Annotated in this window: 18 protein-coding genes; 8 read left to right on the forward strand and 10 right to left on the reverse strand. The window is 66.8% G+C overall.

Features of this window, described 5'->3' with window-relative positions:
- The first annotated feature begins 34 nt into the window (after positions 1-34).
- A complete protein-coding gene (gene nadC / locus AC1Q6P_RS16165) occupies positions 35-901 on the forward strand; it encodes a carboxylating nicotinate-nucleotide diphosphorylase (protein WP_171826669.1) in 867 nt (288 codons plus the stop codon).
- Positions 902-1098: 197 nt separating this feature from the next.
- Positions 1099-1599: an FxDxF family PEP-CTERM protein gene (locus AC1Q6P_RS16170; protein WP_492665085.1), complete on the forward strand. Its 501-nt coding sequence runs from the start codon at positions 1099-1101 to the stop codon at positions 1597-1599.
- Between the two features lie 64 nt (positions 1600-1663).
- Here the strand turns inward: AC1Q6P_RS16170 and AC1Q6P_RS16175 are convergent, their stop codons facing one another.
- The 3 genes from AC1Q6P_RS16175 to AC1Q6P_RS16185 all read right to left on the reverse strand — a co-directional run bounded on the left by AC1Q6P_RS16175 (position 1664) and on the right by AC1Q6P_RS16185 (position 4990).
- Positions 1664-3217 (reverse strand): methyl-accepting chemotaxis protein, encoded by a 1554-nt coding sequence (locus AC1Q6P_RS16175; RefSeq protein ID WP_492665086.1) that lies wholly within the window; start codon positions 3215-3217, stop codon positions 1664-1666.
- A 39-nt stretch (positions 3218-3256) separates the two neighbouring features.
- Entirely contained in the window at positions 3257-4048 is a 792-nt protein-coding gene (locus AC1Q6P_RS16180; protein WP_271007494.1) for a substrate-binding domain-containing protein, read from the reverse strand.
- 177 nt (positions 4049-4225) lie between these two features.
- Positions 4226-4990 carry a ParA family protein gene (locus AC1Q6P_RS16185; protein ID WP_102769057.1) on the reverse strand — a complete coding sequence of 255 codons (765 nt, stop codon included), beginning with the start codon at positions 4988-4990 and terminating at the stop codon, positions 4226-4228.
- Between the two features lie 200 nt (positions 4991-5190).
- Between AC1Q6P_RS16185 and AC1Q6P_RS16190 the strand changes: the two genes are divergently transcribed.
- Positions 5191-5898, forward strand: coding sequence for a lamin tail domain-containing protein (locus AC1Q6P_RS16190; protein ID WP_492665087.1), 708 nt, complete (start codon positions 5191-5193; stop codon positions 5896-5898).
- Between the two features lie 48 nt (positions 5899-5946).
- The gene (locus tag AC1Q6P_RS16195; protein WP_492665088.1) at positions 5947-6981 is read left to right on the forward strand and encodes an SdiA-regulated domain-containing protein; all 1035 of its coding nucleotides are present in this window, start codon (positions 5947-5949) and stop codon (positions 6979-6981) included.
- Between the two features lie 91 nt (positions 6982-7072).
- On the opposite strand, the gene AC1Q6P_RS16200 is transcribed toward AC1Q6P_RS16195, so the two are convergent.
- Together AC1Q6P_RS16200 and AC1Q6P_RS16205 are read right to left on the reverse strand one after the other, a co-directional pair.
- Positions 7073-7267 (reverse strand): hypothetical protein, encoded by a 195-nt coding sequence (locus AC1Q6P_RS16200; protein WP_102769059.1) that lies wholly within the window; start codon positions 7265-7267, stop codon positions 7073-7075.
- A 95-nt stretch (positions 7268-7362) separates the two neighbouring features.
- Positions 7363-7560 (reverse strand): hypothetical protein, encoded by a 198-nt coding sequence (locus tag AC1Q6P_RS16205; protein ID WP_492665089.1) that lies wholly within the window; start codon positions 7558-7560, stop codon positions 7363-7365.
- A gap of 23 nt (positions 7561-7583) precedes the next feature.
- Here AC1Q6P_RS16205 and AC1Q6P_RS16210 point away from each other — a divergent pair, with 23 nt between their 5' ends.
- Positions 7584-8303 carry a YebC/PmpR family DNA-binding transcriptional regulator gene (locus AC1Q6P_RS16210; protein ID WP_102769061.1) on the forward strand — a complete coding sequence of 240 codons (720 nt, stop codon included), beginning with the start codon at positions 7584-7586 and terminating at the stop codon, positions 8301-8303.
- Between the two features lie 22 nt (positions 8304-8325).
- Here the strand turns inward: AC1Q6P_RS16210 and AC1Q6P_RS16215 are convergent, their stop codons facing one another.
- The 4 genes from AC1Q6P_RS16215 to AC1Q6P_RS16230 form a co-directional block, all read right to left on the reverse strand.
- Positions 8326-9039 carry a proteasome-type protease gene (locus AC1Q6P_RS16215; protein WP_492665090.1) on the reverse strand — a complete coding sequence of 238 codons (714 nt, stop codon included), beginning with the start codon at positions 9037-9039 and terminating at the stop codon, positions 8326-8328.
- Between the two features lie 72 nt (positions 9040-9111).
- Positions 9112-9942 carry a transglutaminase family protein gene (locus AC1Q6P_RS16220; protein ID WP_492665091.1) on the reverse strand — a complete coding sequence of 277 codons (831 nt, stop codon included), beginning with the start codon at positions 9940-9942 and terminating at the stop codon, positions 9112-9114.
- 138 nt (positions 9943-10080) lie between these two features.
- Entirely contained in the window at positions 10081-11049 is a 969-nt protein-coding gene (locus AC1Q6P_RS16225) for an alpha-E domain-containing protein (protein ID WP_102769064.1), read from the reverse strand.
- A gap of 138 nt (positions 11050-11187) precedes the next feature.
- The gene (locus AC1Q6P_RS16230; protein WP_492665092.1) at positions 11188-12705 is read right to left on the reverse strand and encodes a circularly permuted type 2 ATP-grasp protein; all 1518 of its coding nucleotides are present in this window, start codon (positions 12703-12705) and stop codon (positions 11188-11190) included.
- A 238-nt stretch (positions 12706-12943) separates the two neighbouring features.
- Here AC1Q6P_RS16230 and AC1Q6P_RS16235 point away from each other — a divergent pair, with 238 nt between their 5' ends.
- Positions 12944-14611, forward strand: coding sequence for a mechanosensitive ion channel family protein (locus tag AC1Q6P_RS16235; protein ID WP_492665093.1), 1668 nt, complete (start codon positions 12944-12946; stop codon positions 14609-14611).
- A 12-nt stretch (positions 14612-14623) separates the two neighbouring features.
- Here the strand turns inward: AC1Q6P_RS16235 and AC1Q6P_RS16240 are convergent, their stop codons facing one another.
- Positions 14624-15244, reverse strand: coding sequence for a hypothetical protein (locus AC1Q6P_RS16240; RefSeq protein WP_492665094.1), 621 nt, complete (start codon positions 15242-15244; stop codon positions 14624-14626).
- A gap of 309 nt (positions 15245-15553) precedes the next feature.
- On the opposite strand from AC1Q6P_RS16240, the gene AC1Q6P_RS16245 reads away from it, so the two are divergent.
- Together AC1Q6P_RS16245 and AC1Q6P_RS16250 are read left to right on the forward strand one after the other, a co-directional pair.
- The gene (locus AC1Q6P_RS16245; protein ID WP_492665095.1) at positions 15554-15952 is read left to right on the forward strand and encodes a BlaI/MecI/CopY family transcriptional regulator; all 399 of its coding nucleotides are present in this window, start codon (positions 15554-15556) and stop codon (positions 15950-15952) included.
- The gene (locus tag AC1Q6P_RS16250) at positions 15945-17378 is read left to right on the forward strand and encodes a M56 family metallopeptidase (RefSeq protein WP_492665096.1); all 1434 of its coding nucleotides are present in this window, start codon (positions 15945-15947) and stop codon (positions 17376-17378) included. The genes AC1Q6P_RS16245 and AC1Q6P_RS16250 overlap by 8 nt, the downstream gene beginning before the upstream one ends.
- Positions 17379-17388: the final 10 nt, after the last annotated feature.

Here is a 17388-nt window from a genome sequence, read left to right on the forward strand (position 1 = left end):
GCCCTTTCTTTGCTCCTGACCGAGACCGCCCGCCATGTTTGACCACAACGAAACCCTGGACCAAGCCCGCCAGCGCAATGTGCGCGACGCCCTGTTCGAGGATGTCGGCGTGTGCGACTGGACGGCCCAGCTGGTGCCGGCCGGCCGGCGCGTCAAAGCCCATGTGCGGGTGCGTGAGGACGCGGTGCTGTGCGGTCGCGACTGGTTCGAGGCGGTGTTTGCCGCCCTCGACCCGAGCAGCCGCATCGAGTGGCTGTACGCCGAAGGCGCGCGCATGGCCGCCGACACCCTGGTGTGCCAGATTGAGGCAGACGGCCGCCTGCTGCTGACGGCCGAGCGCCCGGCGCTGAACTTTCTGCAACTGCTCTCGGCCACTGCGACGCTGACCCGGGCCCATGTCGACGCGATTGCCGGCGCCAGCAGCAACCCGCGCGGCTGCGTGGTGCTGGACACCCGCAAGACCCTGCCCGGGCTGCGCCTGGCGCAAAAGTACGCGGTGCGCGTGGGCGGCGGCGCCAACCAGCGCCTGGCGCTGTACCACGGCATCCTGATCAAGGAAAACCACATCGCCGCAGCCGGCGGTGTGTCCGAGGCCTTGCGCGCCGCCCAGGCGCTGAACGCGGGCGTGGACATCCAGATCGAGGTCGAATCCCTGGCCGAGCTGCAGGAGGCCCTGGCCGCCGGCGCCGTCAGCGTGCTGCTGGACAACTTCAGCGAGGCCGAGATGATCGAGGCGGTGCGCCTCAACGCCGGCCGCGCCCTGCTGGAGGTCTCCGGCGGCGTGGCCCTGGATCAGCTGCGCTGGATCGCCGCCACCGGCGTGGATCGCATCTCCATCGGCCGCCTGACCAAGGACATCAAGGCGGTGGACTTCTCGATGCGGGTGGACGGCCCGGTCTGAGCCTGGACCACGCGCAGGATGGGGCGGGGCTCCGCAGTGGCTGGCCCCGGTGTTTTCCCATCCCCCCTGTTTTTGCGGATCCCAGGTTTTTGCCGCTGCGCTATTCTTTGACCACACAGCGGCTGTTTTGCCGCAGCGATGGTTTTGTGGGATCGTTCGGTCCGCAGATCGTCACACAGAGAAAGAAGGGCTCCGGCATGAAATTCTCGACTTTGGCATTGGCCGCCACCTTGGCGCTGGGCGCTGGCGCGGCACAGGCGGCCACTTACAACCTCGGCGACATCACGGCCACGGGCGCCTTGCAGAACTCAGCGCCTCTCGGCAATGGGGTCAGCTTCAGCGACACCTGGAATTTCACGCTGAGCAGCTTCAGCGATGCGTCGGTGCTGATCAGCGCCAACTTCTCGCGCCCTGAATTCGCCTTCAGCAATTTCCAGGCAACCATCAGTGGAGGCGCTTTCCCCGGCCCCGAGGCTCTGAATTTGACGACAGGCAATTCCTTCCAAATCCTGGAAGGCGCCGGTCAAGCCATTGCCGGCAACTACACCATCACGGTCAGCGGCATCTCCAACCGCAACAACAGCTTCTACACCTTCGGCATCGACGTGACGCCGGTGCCCGAGCCCAGCAGCTATGCCTTGCTGATGGCCGGTCTCGGTGTGGTGGGTTTCATGGCGCGGCGCAGCCGCAAGCGCTGAGTCGGCTCGGACACCGAAAAGAAAGCGGGCTCGGCCCGCTTTTTTCATGCCCGGCCGGGCCGCATCAGGCGAAGCGGAACACCGCCACCGCCTGCGCCAGCTTCTCGGCGTGGAACTTGAGGCTCTCCGCCGCCGCCGCGGTTTGCTCGACCAGGGCGGCGTTCTGCTGCGTGCCGGCATCGATGCTGGACACCGAGGCATTGATTTGCGAGATGTCCCGGCTCTGGGTTTCTGCTGCCCGGGTGACCTGGGCGATGCGGGCGGAAACCTGGCGCACTTCGTCGACGATGCGTTCCATCGATGCCCCGGCCTCATGGACCAGGCGGTTGCCTCGCTCGACCCGCTCGACCGAGTTCGTGATCATCGACTTGATCTCGCGCGCGGCCTGGGTGCTGCGCTGGGCCAGCTGTCGCACCTCGCTGGCCACCACGGCAAAGCCGCGCCCCTGCTCGCCGGCACGGGCGGCTTCCACCGCGGCATTGAGCGCCAGGATGTTGGTCTGAAAGGCGATGCCATCGATCACGCCGATGATCTCGGCGATCTTGTGGCTGGCACCGGCGATCTCGTTCATGGTGTGCACGACCTGCTGCACATGCTGGCCGCCCTGCTCGGCCACGCTGCGGGCCGAATCGGCCATCTCGGTGGCCGAGCGGGAATGGTCCGCGGCCTCGCGAATCGAGCCGGTCATCTGCTCCATGGCCGCCGCGGTTTGCTGCAAGGAGGAAGACTGCTGCTCGGTGCGGCCGCTGAGGCTGTGGTTGCCGGCGCTGATTTCCTGCGCCGCCAGGCTCATGCTTTGTACCGCTTGCGCAATGCCCCCAGCCAGCTGCGCCAGCGATTGGCGGGTGTGTTCCAGCTTGTCCATCACGCTGCCCGGCCGGCCCTGCAGCGGCACGCTGAAATCGCCCGTGGCCAGGGCCTGGCAGACCCGCATCAAGGCCTGTGGTTCGGCCCCCAGCTGGCGGCTGATGCGCCGGGACACCCAGAGGCTGATGCCGATGGAGGCGCTGGCCAACAGAACCAGGCCGAGGACGATACCGGTGCGTGAGCGCTCGGCGGCGTGGATGGCGGCCTCGGCCTTGGCGCGCACCTGCTGGGCCTCCTGATTGACCAGCTGGCGCTGCTGCGCGCTCACCTGGTTCAGCGCTAGCTGGGCCGGCCGCACCTTGTCGGCCACCAGGGCTTTGACCTCATCAAACCGGCCCTCATCGATCATGCCGGGCAGGGGGCTGGTGAGGGTCGCCATGGTCTGCGTGCCGGCCTTGAGGCGAGCCCATTGCGCGGCTTGCTCGGCGGTCCACGGCGTCTGGTCCAGCTCGGCGTTCAGCGCGCTCAGCGCCTCGGCCTGGGTCTTCAGCTCGGCCTGCAGCTGTGCCTGAACCTTGATGTCCTCGTTGAGGGCGAGGTCGCGCACGGTGATGGCGCGGCTCAGGTTGACGGCTTCGAGGCTGGCCACCGAGGCCAGCTTGGCCACCAGATTCTGCGTGGCCGACTGCAGCTGTGCGCTGAGGGTGTGAATCTGCCACAGGGCCAGGCCCGCCAAGGCCGAGAGGCTGAGGATGACCGCAGCAAAGGCCGTCAGCAGCGTGTGTTGGATCGTGATCTCTTTGTTGGTCATGTTGAACTCCCTGGATCCCAACCGGCTGAGGCTGTGTTGCTATTGCAGGAACTGCTTCTTGGCCTCCGTGCTTTGCAGGTAGTCCAACACTTTGCGCACCTCGGGCGAGGGCTCGCCGACGGTCACCAGGCCCAGGGGGCGAGAGAGGGTGGGTGCTTTGATTTCCTTGATCTTGCCCTTGGCCGATTCGGCAGTGCCCGAGCCGACGTAGCCGATGGCCCCTTTCTCGCGCGCCACTTCGGACAACTCGGCGGCGCTGGTGCGCAGCTCCTTGGCCGTGCTGGCAAAGGCCTGGCCAGCCAGCAGTTGCTTTTCGATCACGCCGCGCGTGCCCGAGCCGGGGGCACCGGTCACCACCAGCACCGCCAGGTCGGGCCCGCCCACCTCTTTCCAGTTCTGCAGCTTGCCGCTGAGCAGTCCGCGCAGTTGCTCGCGGCTCAGTTCCTTGACCGGGTTGTCGTTGTGCACGATGGGCACGAGCTGATCGGTCAGCAAGGTGTGCAGCTTGAGCCCGGCCGGAGTTGCGCTCGCGCCGGCCTTCTTGGCATCGTCCACGGCCTCGTCCAGCGAGGCAGACACGGCCGCCACCTTGACCTTGCCGTCAAACAGCATCTGCATGCCCTTGCCCGTGCCCACCGACAGCATCTTCAGCTCGATGCCGGTGGCCTCGCGCAGCTTGGCTTGGCTGGGTTCGACGATGGATTTGGCCACGGTCGATGACCCCGCCACTTCCACGACCTGCGCTTGGGCGGTCGAGAGCGCGAGGAAGAGCGCGGCAGGCAGGGCGGATGCCAGGCGCTTGCCCAGCTTGAGTTGGAGTGCAGACAGCATGCAAAGTCCTCAGAGTGGGGCAAACAAAGGGCGAGGGTCGGAGCATCGGGGTGTGCGCTATGGCACCCTCGTCACGACCTGCGGACCATTCTTTGGACGCTCTGTGACACAACCGTGACAGCGACCGGCGCTGGCCGGTGTTTCTGCGGGTTTGGCAACGCCGGGCGCCGCCGCGCCTCAGGCCAGGCCCTGGTACAGCTCGACAAACTCCAGCGTCAGCTTGTGGCGCGGGTCGAGGTGGATCATGGGCCGTGAGAGCTCGTGGGACTCCTTGACCTTGACGCTGGCGCTCAAGTAAGGCGCCAGCACCGGCAGGCCCTCGTCGATCAAGGCCTGCACGGTGCGCTGGGGCAGGGCGGCCCGGGCCTGAAACTGGTTGACGACGATGCCTTCGACCTGCAACTCGCGGTTGTGGTCGGCCTGGATTTCCTTGACGTTGTCCAGCAGCTCGTAGAGCGCGCGGCGTGAGAACTCGTCGCAGTCGAAGGGGATCAGGCAGCGCTGCGCGGCGATCAGGGCCGAGCGGGTGTAGAAGTTCAGCGAGGGTGGGGTGTCGATCCAGATCTCGTCGTAGTCCTCGCCGAGCTCGGCCAGGGCGTCACGTAGCTTGTAGATCTTGTAGCGGCTCTCCAGCTTGCTGTGCAGCTCGTCGAGCAGGGGGCTGGCGGGCATCAGGTGGAGCTGTTCCCAGGGCGTCTCGACGATGAAGTCGCTGGTCTTGGGCTTGCGAACGCTGAAACCCAGCGTCGTCTCGAAGAACTCGGCCGCACCGGCTGGCGCCTCATCGGCGCCCTCGCCGAGCAGGTAGCGGCTGGAGTTGCCCTGCCGGTCCAGGTCCACCAGCAAGGTGCGTCGGCCCTGGGCCGCGGCAATGGCGGCGAGGTTGGCGGTGATGGTCGATTTGCCGACCCCGCCCTTCTGATTGAACACAACACGGCGCATCCCTGACCCCTGGCTTGTTGCAGACGGGTCTATTGTGCACTGCAGCATTGCGCGCCGCATGCCCCCTGTTTCATGCCGGTTGCAACGCCCAGCCCCCCGTGTTCAGGTGGTCTGCCCACATCGGCCTGTCATACGGTCTGCAGACACTGGCGTGCGGCTTTCTCCTCCACCCTCGCAACGACTCGACAAGGCAGACCTCCATGAACGCAGCGCGCTTCTTCTCTTTCCGCTTCTCCCCTCTGGCGGCTCCTTTGGTGGCTCCTGTGGCAGCCCTGCTGGCGCTGGCAAGCACGCCGGCCCTGGCCCAGCTGAGGATCACCGAGGTCTCGGCCTGGTCCAGCGGCAACTCCGCCTATGGTGCGGACTGGTTCGAGCTGAGCAATCTGGGCACCACCGCCATCAGCCTGAGTGGCTGGACCATGGACGACAACTCCAACGGCACGGCCAAGGTGGCCCTGACCGGCATCGCCAGCATCGCCGCGGGCGAGACGGTGATCTTCACCGAGAAGGACGTCACGGCCAGCTTCCTGAGCACCTGGTTCGGCGCCCAGGCGCCGGTGGGCTTGCAGATCGGCTTGTACAAGGGGGCCGGTGTCGGCCTGAGCACCGGCGGTGATGCAGTCAATATCTTCAACGCCAGCGGCGTGCTGCAGGCCCGTGTGGAGTTCGGTGTGTCCAGCACCACAGCGCCCCTGCAGACCTTTGACAACGCAGCCGGCCTGAACAACGCCCTGATCAGCCAGCTCAGCGTGGTCGGCGTCAACGGCGCCTTCCGGTCGGCCGATGGCCAGGAAATCGGCTCGCCCGGCCTGATCGCTGCCGCACCGGTGCCGGAGCCCGAAAGCTATGCCCTGCTCCTGGCCGGCCTGGGCCTGCTGGCCGCTGTGGCGCGCAAGCGCCCGCGCTGAGCTGTCGCTGCACGCGCCCGATCTGAAACCTATTCCTTGAAGCTGAACATGAAACTCAAATCCCTTGCTCTCGCCTTGCTGACCGCCGCCAGCGGCCTGGCCCAGGCCGGTGATCGCCTCGATCTCGGCAACTACCAGGTCAAGGCCAGCTATGCCCTGGATCTGCTGGGCGGCAGCAGCGCCAACCAGGTCTCGGGCCTGGAGGCCTCGGCCGTCAGCTACGCCCGCGACCGCGGCACCTTGTTCTATGTCGGTGATGAAGGCACCGGCGTGGTCGAAATCTCGCTGACCGGCCAGACCCTGGGCAAGATGGCCTTCAACTGGAGCGGCACCGGCAGCACCAAGCACGACACGGAAGGCCTGGCCTACCTGGGCGGCGGCATGCTGGCCGTCAGCGAAGAGCGCTTGCAAGATGTCTACCGCTTCAGCTTCGTCAATGGTGGCAGCGCCGTCCTGAAGAGCAACTTCGTCTCGATCGCCAACAATTCGGTCGGCAACAACGGCATCGAAGGCCTGGCCTACGACACCCGCAACGGCGGCAGCTTCATCGCCGTCAAGCAGCAGTCGCCGCAAAACGTCTTGTCCGGCAGCCTGAGCTTTGCGGCGGCCACCGGCAACCCGCCATCCAGCTCGGGCGACGGCTCGACCCCGCCCGGCGGAGGCGTGGCGGCGATGAGTGCCTTGTTCAATCCAGCCTCGCTGGGTCTGAGCAGCTTGTCCGATGTGGCCACGCTCTCGGGCGTGGATCACCTGGCCGGCAGCTCGGCGGCCGACAACCTGCTGCTGCTGAGCCTGGGTTCGCGCAAGCTGGTCGAGGTGAACCGCCAGGGTCAGGTCTTGAGCAGCCTGGATCTCAGCCAAGTGTTGCCGAACAACGGCATCGAAGGCGTCACCATCGACGAAAAAGGCACCATCTATCTGGTGGCCGAACAAGACCAGACCGGCTCAGCCCTGCCGGGCGCGCAGTCCCAGCTGATCGTGCTGTCAGCGACGGCCCCGGTGCCGGAGCCGTCCAGCTATGCGCTGATGGCGCTCGGCCTGGCGGGTCTGCTGGCTGTCGCCAAGCGCCGTCGCAAGGTCTGAAGATGTGAGGCGCTGAGGGCGCCGAAGTGACAGCAAAAGGGGCTGCGTGAGCAGCCCCTTGTCCATTCCAGGTGGCGTTTGTGCCCCGGCTTCAGATGCGGTAGCCGATCCAGGCCAGGGCAGTGCTGCCGGCGCCGACGAACAGGGCGGCGGCGACCCACAGCGATCTCAGCACGCGGCGGGGCCGGCGTTCCGACTCGCTCCACACGGGCAAGTCAGGCAGGTCTTCGGCAAATGCCTCGCTGCGGTAGAGAAAACTGGGGGCGGCGGGACCGCTGGTGTTCATGGCTGGCTCCTGGGTTCAGCTGGGGTGAGATGACATGGTTGCCAATATCGCCGCTGGCGCACGCCATGCCATTCCTCATGCGGGTTTGATTTGTTTCAAAACTTGTCAAACTGCACGCCGAACTCGGATTTGCAAGGCCGCCCCGAGGCAAGACCTGCCCCCCGAAGGTGCGCTGCATGCACCACAACGGCCCGTGGCGCGCATTTTTCGATACCGCCGGGAGCGGCTTGCGCGTCCGCGACAATCAAGGCCTTCGCGGCCGCGTCGATGCGGCTGATCAACAACAGATTCATCCAGCCAACAAGGACACAGCCGCATGGGCGCACAGTGGAAAGCCAAACACAAAGACCTGGCGGCCAATGCCAAGGGTCGCATCTTCGGCAAGCTGTCCAAGGAGATCCAGCTGGCCGCCCGCAGCGGCGCCGACACCGACCTGAACCCACGCCTGCGAATGGTGGTGGAGCAGGCGCGCAAGGCCTCGATGCCGCGTGAAACCCTGGAGCGCGCCATCAAGAAGGGCGCCGGCCTGCTCGGTGATGCGGTGCACTACGAGCGTGTCACCTACGAAGGCTTTGCCCCGCACCGAGTGCCGGTGATCGTCGAATGCCTGACCGACAACATCAACCGCACGGTGTCCGAGATCCGCGTGCTGTTCCGTAAGGGCCAGCTGGGCGCGGCGGGTTCGGTGTCCTGGGACTTCAGCTATCTGGGCCTGATCGAGGCCACGCCGGCGCAGCCTGGGGCCGATGCCGAACTCGCCGCCATCGAAGCCGGCGCGCAGGACTTCGAGCTCGGCGAGGCGGATGAGGACGGCGAAGTGGCCCCCACCGTCTTCCTCAGCGATGCCGCCGATCTGGACCTGGTCTGCCGTGCCCTGCCACAGCATGGCTTTAATGTCGTCTCGGCCAAGCTGGGCTACCGGCCCAAGAACACCGTCAGCCTCAGCGGCGCCGAGCTGGAAGAGGTCGAAGCCTTTCTCGCCGCCATCGACGAGCATGACGATGTGCAAGAGGTCTACGTCGGCCTGGCGGGCTGACGCCGGTTGAGCCGCCCGGCTCTCAGGCGAACCAGTCTTCGTCCGGGAGCTTGGCGAACACGCGCTTCAGCCCTTCGCCCCAGCCGCGGCGCAGCTTGTTGAAGTAGGGGTCATCGGCGGTGACGCGGTGGGGTGCGGCCGGGGCAAAGCTGTTGGCGCGGTAGAGCAGCATGTCGATCGGCAGGCCGACCGAGAGGTTGCTGCGTATGGTCGAGTCGAACGAGATCAGCGTGCACTTGGCCGCTTCCTTGAGCGAGGTGCCGGTGTTGATGACGCGGTCGATGATGGGCTTGCCGTACTTGGATTCGCCAATCTGGAAGTAGGGCGTGTCCTCGCAGGCTTCGATGAAGTTGCCCTGTGCGTAGACATGGAAAAGCCGCGGCTCCTCGCCGCGGATCTGGCCGCCGACGATGAAATTGCCGCCGAAATCCACGCCCTGGCCCAGGCTTTGTGAATTGGCATCGCGGGCGACGATTTCCTTGACCGTTCGCCCGACCAGTTCGGCCACGTCGTACATGGAGCGGCGGTTGAGCAGGTGCTCGCCCTCATGCTCCAGGCGCTGACGCAGCAGGCTGATCACGCTTTGCGTGGTGGCCAGGTTGCCGGCGCTCAGCAGCACGATCAGGCGTTCACCAGGCGCCTCGAAGACATTCATCTTGCGGAAGGTGGCGATGTGGTCGACGCCCGCATTGGTGCGCGAGTCCGAGGCGAACAAGAGGCCGGCGTCGAGACGCATGGCAACGCAGTAGGTCATGGTGCAGCCCGGGGAGTGGGTCAGAGCAGGGGCGGGGCGATTATCGCCGTGGGCTCACTGCTGTTCGGCCGGCGCGGGTGTGGGTGCCACGCGCACGGCGGCGCGCAGCGCCTCCTGCCCGCCGCCCAGGCGCATGCCGCGCACCGGGCAAGCGTCAAGGTAGTCGGCGCCCATGGCGAGCTGCACATAGCGGCCGTCGGCCAGACATTGGTTGCTGACATCAAAGCCCAGCCAGCCACCGCCTTCTTCCGCCGAGCCCGGCAGCCGGGCCTCGGCCCAGGCATGGCTGGCCACATGCTCGGTGTCGGCGGCGAGGTAGCCGCTGACATAGCGCGTGGGGATGCCGAGCAGGCGCGCGCAGGTGGCAAAGACCTGGGCATGGTCCTGGCAGACGCCCAGGCGCGCGGCAAAGGCCTCGGCCGCCGGCGTGGCCGCGTCGGTGGAGCCCGGGGTGTAGGGCATGTGCAGGGCCAGGGCCTGCAGCATGGCCATCAGACCTTCGCGGGCATCGGCCGACACGGCGGCGGCATGGGCGGCGGCAAAGTCACGCAGGGCCGCATCGGCCTGGGTCAGGGGCGAGTCGCGCAGAAAGACCTCGGGCGGGAAGCGGCCGTCACGCGGGTCGGGCGTGGGCGGGCCGTCGTCGGTTTCGACCACGCCGCAGGCATGGAGGTGGATCTCGCTGTGCGGCCGGTCCAGGGTCAGCACATGCATGGTGTTGCCGTAGGCATCGAGCCCGCGGCTGGCCGTGGCCGGCAGGTTCAGCTCCCAGCGCAGCACGCGCTGGCGGCTGCCATCGGTCGGGGTCAGGCGCAGAACCTGGGTGCTGCGCTGCACCGGGTGCTGGTAGCGGTAAACCGTTTCGTGGTGGATGGCGAGGTGCATGGTGGGGGGCAGGTGAACGGGTGAACAGGTGAATGGGTGAATGGGTGAATGGGTGAATGGTGAGAGGGTGCTGTCGCAGGTGCTCGCTTGGTATTCACAAGTTCACTGGTTCACCTGTTCACTCGTTCACCCCACGACTCAGTTCGCCTCCAGATAGGCCAGGCGGATCGCGTCGCTGAGCTGGGCCGATTCCTCCAGAAAGCCGGTCAACCAGCGGTGCACGCCGGTGGCCAGGATCTCGCCCACCTCGCCATAGGCCAGGCGCAGGGCCAGGCGGCCGGCCAGCAGCTTGACCTGACGACCGGCATCGAGCGCGCCGCTGCGCGCCTCGATCAGGGGCAGGATCTCACGGATCTCGTCGCAGCAGGCGCGCAGCGAACGCGGCACATCGGGGCGCAGGATCAGCAGCTCGGTCACACGCCGGCTGTCCAGCGCGTCGCGGTAGACCGCGTGATAGGCCTCAAAGGCCGAGAGCGAGCGCAGCAGCGCGCTCCAGGCGTAGAAATCGGGCGCGCTCTCGGTGGGCATGTCCAGCGGCATCAGGCTGTCCACGGCCGGCTCGATCAGCTGCGACTTCACATCGAGCAGGCGGGCGGTGTTGTCGGCCCGCTCGATGAAGGTGCCCAGGCGGATGAAGCAGTAAGCGTCGTTGCGCTGCAAGGTGCCGTAGGTGGCGCCGCGGAACAGGTGCGAGCGCTCCTTCACCCAGTCGAAAAAGCTGGAGACGCTGGCGATGCCGCGCTTGGGGAACTCGCGCCCCTCCAGCCAGGTGCTGTTGATGGCCTCCCACATCTCGGCGGTGATCTGGCCGCGCACCGCATGGGCGTTCTCGCGCGCCTGGCGCAGGCAGCTCAGCACCGAGGCCGGGTTGCTCAGGTCCAGGGCCATGAAGTTGAACAGGCGCTCGGCCTCCAGCGGTTGCTGGCTGGCGGTGAAGGCTTCCAGCGTGCCGGTGACGGCCAGCGGTGCCGCCAACTCGGTCATGGCGCCGCGCGACTGCGGCAGCAGCGAGAGGGAATGGGTGACGTCCAGCATGCGCACGAGGTTCTCGGCGCGCTCGACATAGCGGCTCATCCAGTAGAGCTGGGCGGCGGTCCTAGACAACATGGAAGCACTCCGTGGTTGGATGGGGGCGCGGCTGGCACAAGAGTGGCCGAGCCCAGCGGAGCCCGGGGCTCCGGCTTGGCCGGGCCCACGGGCTTGCCCCCTTGCAGGGGGAGCGCGAAGCGCTACGGGGGTGGGCCTTCATGCTTCCAGGATCCAGGTGTCTTTGGTGCCGCCGCCTTGGGACGAATTGACCACCAGGGAGCCTTGCTTCAAGGCCACGCGGGTCAGGCCGCCGGCCACCATATTCACTTCACGGCCGGTCAGCACGAAGGGGCGCAGGTCGATGTGGCGCGGCGCGATGCCGGCCTCGACAAAGGTTGGGCAGCTGGACAGGCAGAGCGTGGGCTGGGCGATGTAGTTGGCGGGGTTGGCCTTGACCCGTTCCTTGAAATCGGCCACCTCGGCCGCCGTCGAGGCCGGGCCGACCAGCATGCCGTAGCCGCCCGCGCCATGCACTTCCTTCACCACCAGCTCGGCCATGTGGGTGAGCACATGGTCCAGATCGGCCGGCTTGCGGCATTGCCAGGTCGGCACGTTGTGCAGGATGGGCTCTTCGCCGAGGTAGAAGCGGATCATGTCCGGCACATAGGGGTAGATGGACTTGTCGTCCGCCACGCCGGTGCCGATGGCATTGGCCAGGATCAGGTGACCCTGCTTGTAGACGGACAAGAGGCCCGGCACGCCTAACATCGAATCGGCGCGGAAAGCGAGCGGGTCGAGGAAGGCATCGTCGATGCGGCGGTAGATCACGTCCACCCGCTTGGGGCCGACCGTGGTGCGCATATAGAGAAACTCGTCCTTGACGAACAGGTCCTGGCCTTCGACCAGCTCCACACCCATCTGCTGGGCCAGGAAGGCATGCTCGAAGTAGGCGCTGTTGAAGGGGCCCGGGGTCAGCACCACCACCGTCGGGTCGTCATCAGCCCCCGCTCCCGCGGGTACGCGCTCGGCCCCCCGAGGGGGCAGGGACTCCATTCTTGGGGACGGCCCGGCGAATGGAGTCCGATCGGCCACCGAGGCGTGGCGCAAGGTGTTGAGCAGCAGGGTGGGGTAGTGGGCCACCGGCGCCACCGGGTATTTGGCGAACAGCTCGGGGAAGAGCCGCATCATCATCTTGCGGTTTTCCAGCATGTAGCTGACACCGCTGGGCACGCGCAAATTGTCTTCCAGCACGTAGTAGCCGCCGTCGGCGTGGCGAATCAGGTCGACGCCGGTGATGTGGGCGTAGATGCCGTGCGGCAGGTCCAGGCCCTGCATGGCCGGCTGGTACTGGGCGTTGGCGAAGACTTGCTCGGCCGGCACCAGGCCGGCTTTGACGATCTCATGGTCGTGGTAGATGTCCCAAAGGAAGCGGTTCAGTGCATTGACGCGCTGGCGAAGGCCGGTTTCCAGCATGCGCCACTCCTCGGCCGGCACGATGCGGGGCACGGTGTCGAAGGGGATCAGGCGCTCGGCGCCGGCCTCGTCGCCGTAAACGGCGAAGGTGATGCCGACCTTGTGGAAGAGCAGGTCGGCCTCGGCCCGCTTCTTGGCCAGGGCTTCGGGGGTCTGGGCATGCAACCAGTGCGCGAAGGACTGGTAATGCGGGCGCAGGGCGCCGCTGGGCAGCAGCATCTCGTCGTAATGGCCCGGTGCGGGCAGGGTGAGGGCGTGCATGGCGTGGTCGTCTCCGTGGCCTTTGCGGGGGGCTGAATGCAAGCCCTGTGCCCGTTCGGGATCGCTGCTGGCCGAGGCGGCTGGCGCTGGCTTGCGCACGGTCTCGCCCGATCATGCGCCGCTTTGGTGCGCGGCGCGGGCCTGCCTGGGCGTGGTGCATGGGGCTTGCCGCAGATTGGTGCGCGCAGCGCTGCGGCTATGCTTGCAAGGCCATGTGAACGAGGGAGAAGCCGAGTTGATGCACGTGTTCCGTTTCGGGGGCTGCCGTCTGCGGCCCTGGCATGTTCTCGCGTCGCTCTTGCTCTGGTTGACGGGCGCGGTCGCCTCGGCCCAGGTGGTGGCACCGGCGCCAGCCGCATCCGCAGTGAGCGCGGCGCCCAGCGCCCCGGTGCAGATCCTGAACCGCCGCATTGCCGAGTACCGCGCGCCCTTTCTGGGCGTCAGCCCTGCCGAGCGGGCGCGCCGCACCCATCTCTACATGAACGAGGTGCTGGCCCGCTCAGGAGCTGGCGAGGTGACGGTGCGCAAGGAAGCCCAGGGCCAGATGCTGATGCTGGACGGCGAGATGGCCTTGATCCTGACGCCCGAGGATGTCGATGTGGCCAGCGGTGCCACCCTCGACAGCACCGTGGCCGAGGCCAAGCGCCAGCTGGAGCAACTGATCGCCGAGACGCGCGAGAGCCGCGACCAGCGCCGGCTGTGGCATGCGGCGCTCTACAGCCTGGCGGCCAGCCTGGTCTTTGTCGGCCTGCTCTGGGCCGTGCGGCGCGGCCAGCGGGCGCTTGATGCCGGCCTGGCGGCCCGCATGGCCTCACGCAGCGGCGCCTTGCACCTGGCCGGCACACCGCTGCTGCAGCGCGACAAGCTCTTGAGCTTCAGCCACTGGCTGGTGCTGGGCCTGGGCTGGGGCTTGATGGCCTTGATCAGCTACCAGTGGCTGAGCCTGGTGCTGAGCCAGTTCCCCTACACCCGGCCTTGGGGCGAACAGCTGAGCGCCTACCTGCTGGCGGTGCTGCTCAAGATCGGCAGCGGCGTGCTGCATGCCTTGCCCGATCTTTTCATCGCGCTGGTGATCTTTGCCATGGCGCGCGCGGCCACCGGCCTGCTCAAGCCGGTGTTCGACCGCATCGAGGCCGGCCAGGCCAGCCTGGGCTGGATGGACCGCGACACCGTGCGCCCCTCGCGCCGCATCATCAACACCGGCATCTGGTTGTTTGCCCTGGTGATGGCCTATCCCTACCTGCCGGGTTCGGGCAGCGAGGCCTTCAAGGGCATGTCGGTGCTGCTGGGCCTGATGATTTCCCTCGGCGCCTCCAGCATCGTCGGCCAGGGCGCCAGTGGCTTGATCCTGATGTTCTCGCGCACCATCCGCGTGGGTGAGTATGTGCGGGTGCAGGAGCATGAGGGCACCATCACCGAGCTGGGCATGTTCACCACCCGCATCCGCACCGGCCTGGGCGAGGAGCTGACCCTGCCCAATTCCCTGGTCATGGGCTCGGTCACCAAGAACTATTCGCGCGCCGTGCAGGGCGTAGGTTATGTCGTCGACACCACGGTGACGATCGGCTACGACACGCCCTGGCGTCAGGTCGAGGCCATGCTGCTGGAAGCGGCCCGGCGCACGCCGGGTGTGCTCGATGCGCCGCCGGCCCGGGTGTTCCAGACCGCCTTGTCGGACTTCTACCCCGAGTACCGCCTGGTCTGCCAGGCCGCGCCCAGCCAGCCGCGCCCGCGCGCCGAGGTGTTGAGCCAGCTGCACGCGAACATCCAGGATGTGTTCAACGAGTACGGCGTGCAGATCATGTCGCCGCATTACCTGGGCGACCCGGCCAGCCCGAAGTTTGTGCCGCGCAGCGCCTGGTTCAGCGCGCCGGCCCGGCCCGAAGGGGCGCAGCCAGCCCGGTGAGGGCAGGCTGCCTCAGGCTGCTGGCATGCCCCGGGGCTCGTCCTGGAGCACGCTGTAGATGGTGTCGTCGTCGCTGATGAGCAACTGGCGCGCCAGACGCTGCCGCATCAGACCCAGGGCAATGGCAATCGCCAGGGCCAGGCTGGCGGCATAGAGCCCCATGAAACCGGGGTAGTGCAGCACGATGGCCAGGGGCTTGGCCACACCCAGGAAGGCCGCAAACAGCCAGGACGCGCTGCTCACACCACCCAGCAGGGCCGGCAGGCCGGCGGCCTTGTGCGGCGCATCCTGAGGCGATGCCAGGCGTGGAAATGCCCAGCGGTGCAAGGCCCAGCCATTGAGGGTGAGGATGGATACGACGCTGAGCTTGGCCAGCAGCTTGGGCTTGTCCAGGATGACGGCCAGATCGAATCCGGTGTCGATTCCGATCAGCACCAGGCCCGAGACCCACAGCGCCAGCAGAGACAGGAAGACCAGGCGCGAGGCCTTGCGCAGCAGCACCCGATCCACCCGTTTGGGCATGAAGATGGCCACATCACCCAGAACCACACTGGCCGCCGCCGCAAAACAGGCCAATACATGGGTGTACAGGGCCAGCATGCGCAACAAGGCCGAGGTATCGAGCAGTTCCACGAGCAGGTCCCTTCCCTGGGGTGTTGAAAAACCGCGTTGCGTTGACAAGCATCCCTTGTCTTGAGGATGTGACTTTGTTCACGCTTCGGGCCGCGAGTCTAAGAGGGCTCTGTGACACCCGCATATCAGGGCTTGCCAGGGGTGTCAGATGTTGCTATGGCGCGACTGGAGGCCCTGTTGTTGCGACTTGTTGCAGATCGAGCCTGCCCGCCCTGCTTGACGAATTCGATTACATCGGTAAACATATGCTTCGTTTACGAAAGTAATCGATCAATCAGTAACTCGACATCCCGACTGAGCCCGCTTGCCATGGCCAAGAAAGACGCAGCACCGCCGCCACCGATCAGCATCTCGGACGCCGAATCCCAGGTCATGGAGGTGCTCTGGCAGCGGCATCCGCAAGGCGCCGACGAGATCGCCGAGGCCCTGGCCGAACGCCAGGACTGGCAGCTCGCCACCGTCAAGACCCTGGTCAACCGCCTGTTCACCAAAGGCGCCATCAGCGCCGAGAAAGACGGCCGGCGCTACCTCTACAGCCCCCTGTTGCGCCGCGAAGACTGGCTGAGCAGCCAGAGCCTGGGTTTGATCGACCGACTGTTCCAGGGCCGCCTCACCCCACTGGTGGCGCATTTCTCGGCCCAGCGCAAGCTCAGTGCGGCCGAGCTGAAGGCGCTCAAGCAACTGATTCAGGACTATGAGAATGACTGAGTACTTGAACGGAGCCGCCCTGGCGGCGCAGCTGCTGCCCAGCCTGGGCTTGCAAACCCTGGTGCTCAGCGGCGCTCTGCTCTTGCTGTGGCTGCTGCGGCCGGCTTTGCTGCGCCTGCTGGGCGCAGGCGCCACCTACGCGGCCTGGCTGGCCCTGCCGCTGCTCCTGCTCGGCATGGCCTGGCCGCGCTCCGACGCCTTCGTGCCCGCGGTGGTGCTGCGGCTACAAGCCCAGGCCCTGGGATCCTGGAGCCCGGACTCCTTGCTCGACTGGTCGGCCTTGCCCGAGGCGGCGGGCGCCAGCGCCGGCTTCGCTTGGCCTGTCTTGCTCGTCCTGATCTGGGCGCTTGGGGTGCTGCTGTGCCTGGGCCTGCTGGCCGCGCGTCATGCCCGCTTGATGGCGGGCTTGCGTTTCGATGTCGAGAGTGGCTGCTGGCGTTCACCGGCCGGCACCGGCCCGGCCCTGGTCGGCCTGCTGCGCCCGCGCCTGTGCCTGGCCGAGGACTTCGAGGCCAGCTTCAGCCCGGCCGAGCAGCGCTTGATCCTGGCGCACGAGGCCGTGCACCAGCAGCGCCGCGACAACCTCAGCCATTTGCTGGCCCATCTGATCTGCGCCCTGCACTGGTTCAACCCGCTGGCCTGGTGGGGGCTGCGCCGCCTGCGCGCCGACCAGGAGCTGGCCTGCGATGCCCGTGTGCTGCAAGCGCAGCCGCGCGCCGCCCTGGCCGCCTACGCCAGCGCCTTGCTCAAGGCCCAGGACCTGCAGTCCCTGACGCCCCATTTCCGTGGCAGTACCTTGGCCTGCAGCTGGCAGGCCCAACACCCTTTGCTGGAGAGAGTTCAGATGTTGAAAGCCCACCACCGCCTGCCGCAATGGCGCCGCCGCCTGGCCCTGGCCCTGACTCTGGGGCTCAGCCTCGGCAGCGCCGGCCTGGTTCATGCCCTGAAGCCCGCGCCGGCCACGGCCGCCAAAAAGCCGGCCGTGCCGCCGGTGCAGGCGGGCTATCACCTGGTGGAGACCGACATCGACATCCGCATCAATGGCGAGTTGAAGCGTGCCCTGCGCGGCACCACCTGGCAGTCCAAACCCAATTTCTTTTTCACCGACAAGCCGGGTGAATCGCGTCAGGACTCGTCGTGGTTGATCCGCATGGAACCCACAACGCTGGCCGATGACAGATTCCGTCTCGACTTGGTCATCCTGCGCGGAGACGCCAGCGTGCCCTACGCCTCGGGTGAGGATTGGCACGGCAATCTGCGCGTGGTTGCGAAGCCGGCGCTGATCGTCAAGGCCGGAGAGCCGGCCCGCATCGAAGTCAGCGACGACAAAGACGGCCAGGTGCTGCGCCTGGATCTGAACACCCACTGGGTGATCGCCGAAAGCCTGACCGTCCTCAAGCCAGTGGTGGACCGACCTCAACCCTGAGGCACTGCCG

The organism is Roseateles sp. GW835-FHT13E02 (assembly GCF_058794035.1).

Excerpts from the sequence above, each read along its gene's own strand:
- nadC (WP_171826669.1), top strand. The coding sequence starts at position 35 with ATGTTTGACCACAACGAAACCCTGGACCAAGCCCGCCAGCGCAATGTG.
- AC1Q6P_RS16170 (WP_492665085.1), top strand. The coding sequence starts at position 1,099 with ATGAAATTCTCGACTTTGGCATTGGCCGCCACCTTGGCGCTGGGCGCT.
- AC1Q6P_RS16175 (WP_492665086.1), bottom strand. The coding sequence starts at position 3,217 with ATGACCAACAAAGAGATCACGATCCAACACACGCTGCTGACGGCCTTT.
- AC1Q6P_RS16180 (WP_271007494.1), bottom strand. The coding sequence starts at position 4,048 with ATGCTGTCTGCACTCCAACTCAAGCTGGGCAAGCGCCTGGCATCCGCC.
- AC1Q6P_RS16185 (WP_102769057.1), bottom strand. The coding sequence starts at position 4,990 with ATGCGCCGTGTTGTGTTCAATCAGAAGGGCGGGGTCGGCAAATCGACC.
- AC1Q6P_RS16190 (WP_492665087.1), top strand. The coding sequence starts at position 5,191 with ATGAACGCAGCGCGCTTCTTCTCTTTCCGCTTCTCCCCTCTGGCGGCT.
- AC1Q6P_RS16195 (WP_492665088.1), top strand. The coding sequence starts at position 5,947 with ATGAAACTCAAATCCCTTGCTCTCGCCTTGCTGACCGCCGCCAGCGGC.
- AC1Q6P_RS16200 (WP_102769059.1), bottom strand. The coding sequence starts at position 7,267 with ATGAACACCAGCGGTCCCGCCGCCCCCAGTTTTCTCTACCGCAGCGAG.
- AC1Q6P_RS16205 (WP_492665089.1), bottom strand. The coding sequence starts at position 7,560 with ATGAATCTGTTGTTGATCAGCCGCATCGACGCGGCCGCGAAGGCCTTG.
- AC1Q6P_RS16210 (WP_102769061.1), top strand. The coding sequence starts at position 7,584 with ATGGGCGCACAGTGGAAAGCCAAACACAAAGACCTGGCGGCCAATGCC.
- AC1Q6P_RS16215 (WP_492665090.1), bottom strand. The coding sequence starts at position 9,039 with ATGCGTCTCGACGCCGGCCTCTTGTTCGCCTCGGACTCGCGCACCAAT.
- AC1Q6P_RS16220 (WP_492665091.1), bottom strand. The coding sequence starts at position 9,942 with ATGCACCTCGCCATCCACCACGAAACGGTTTACCGCTACCAGCACCCG.
- AC1Q6P_RS16225 (WP_102769064.1), bottom strand. The coding sequence starts at position 11,049 with ATGTTGTCTAGGACCGCCGCCCAGCTCTACTGGATGAGCCGCTATGTC.
- AC1Q6P_RS16230 (WP_492665092.1), bottom strand. The coding sequence starts at position 12,705 with ATGCACGCCCTCACCCTGCCCGCACCGGGCCATTACGACGAGATGCTG.
- AC1Q6P_RS16235 (WP_492665093.1), top strand. The coding sequence starts at position 12,944 with ATGCACGTGTTCCGTTTCGGGGGCTGCCGTCTGCGGCCCTGGCATGTT.
- AC1Q6P_RS16245 (WP_492665095.1), top strand. The coding sequence starts at position 15,554 with ATGGCCAAGAAAGACGCAGCACCGCCGCCACCGATCAGCATCTCGGAC.
- AC1Q6P_RS16250 (WP_492665096.1), top strand. The coding sequence starts at position 15,945 with ATGACTGAGTACTTGAACGGAGCCGCCCTGGCGGCGCAGCTGCTGCCC.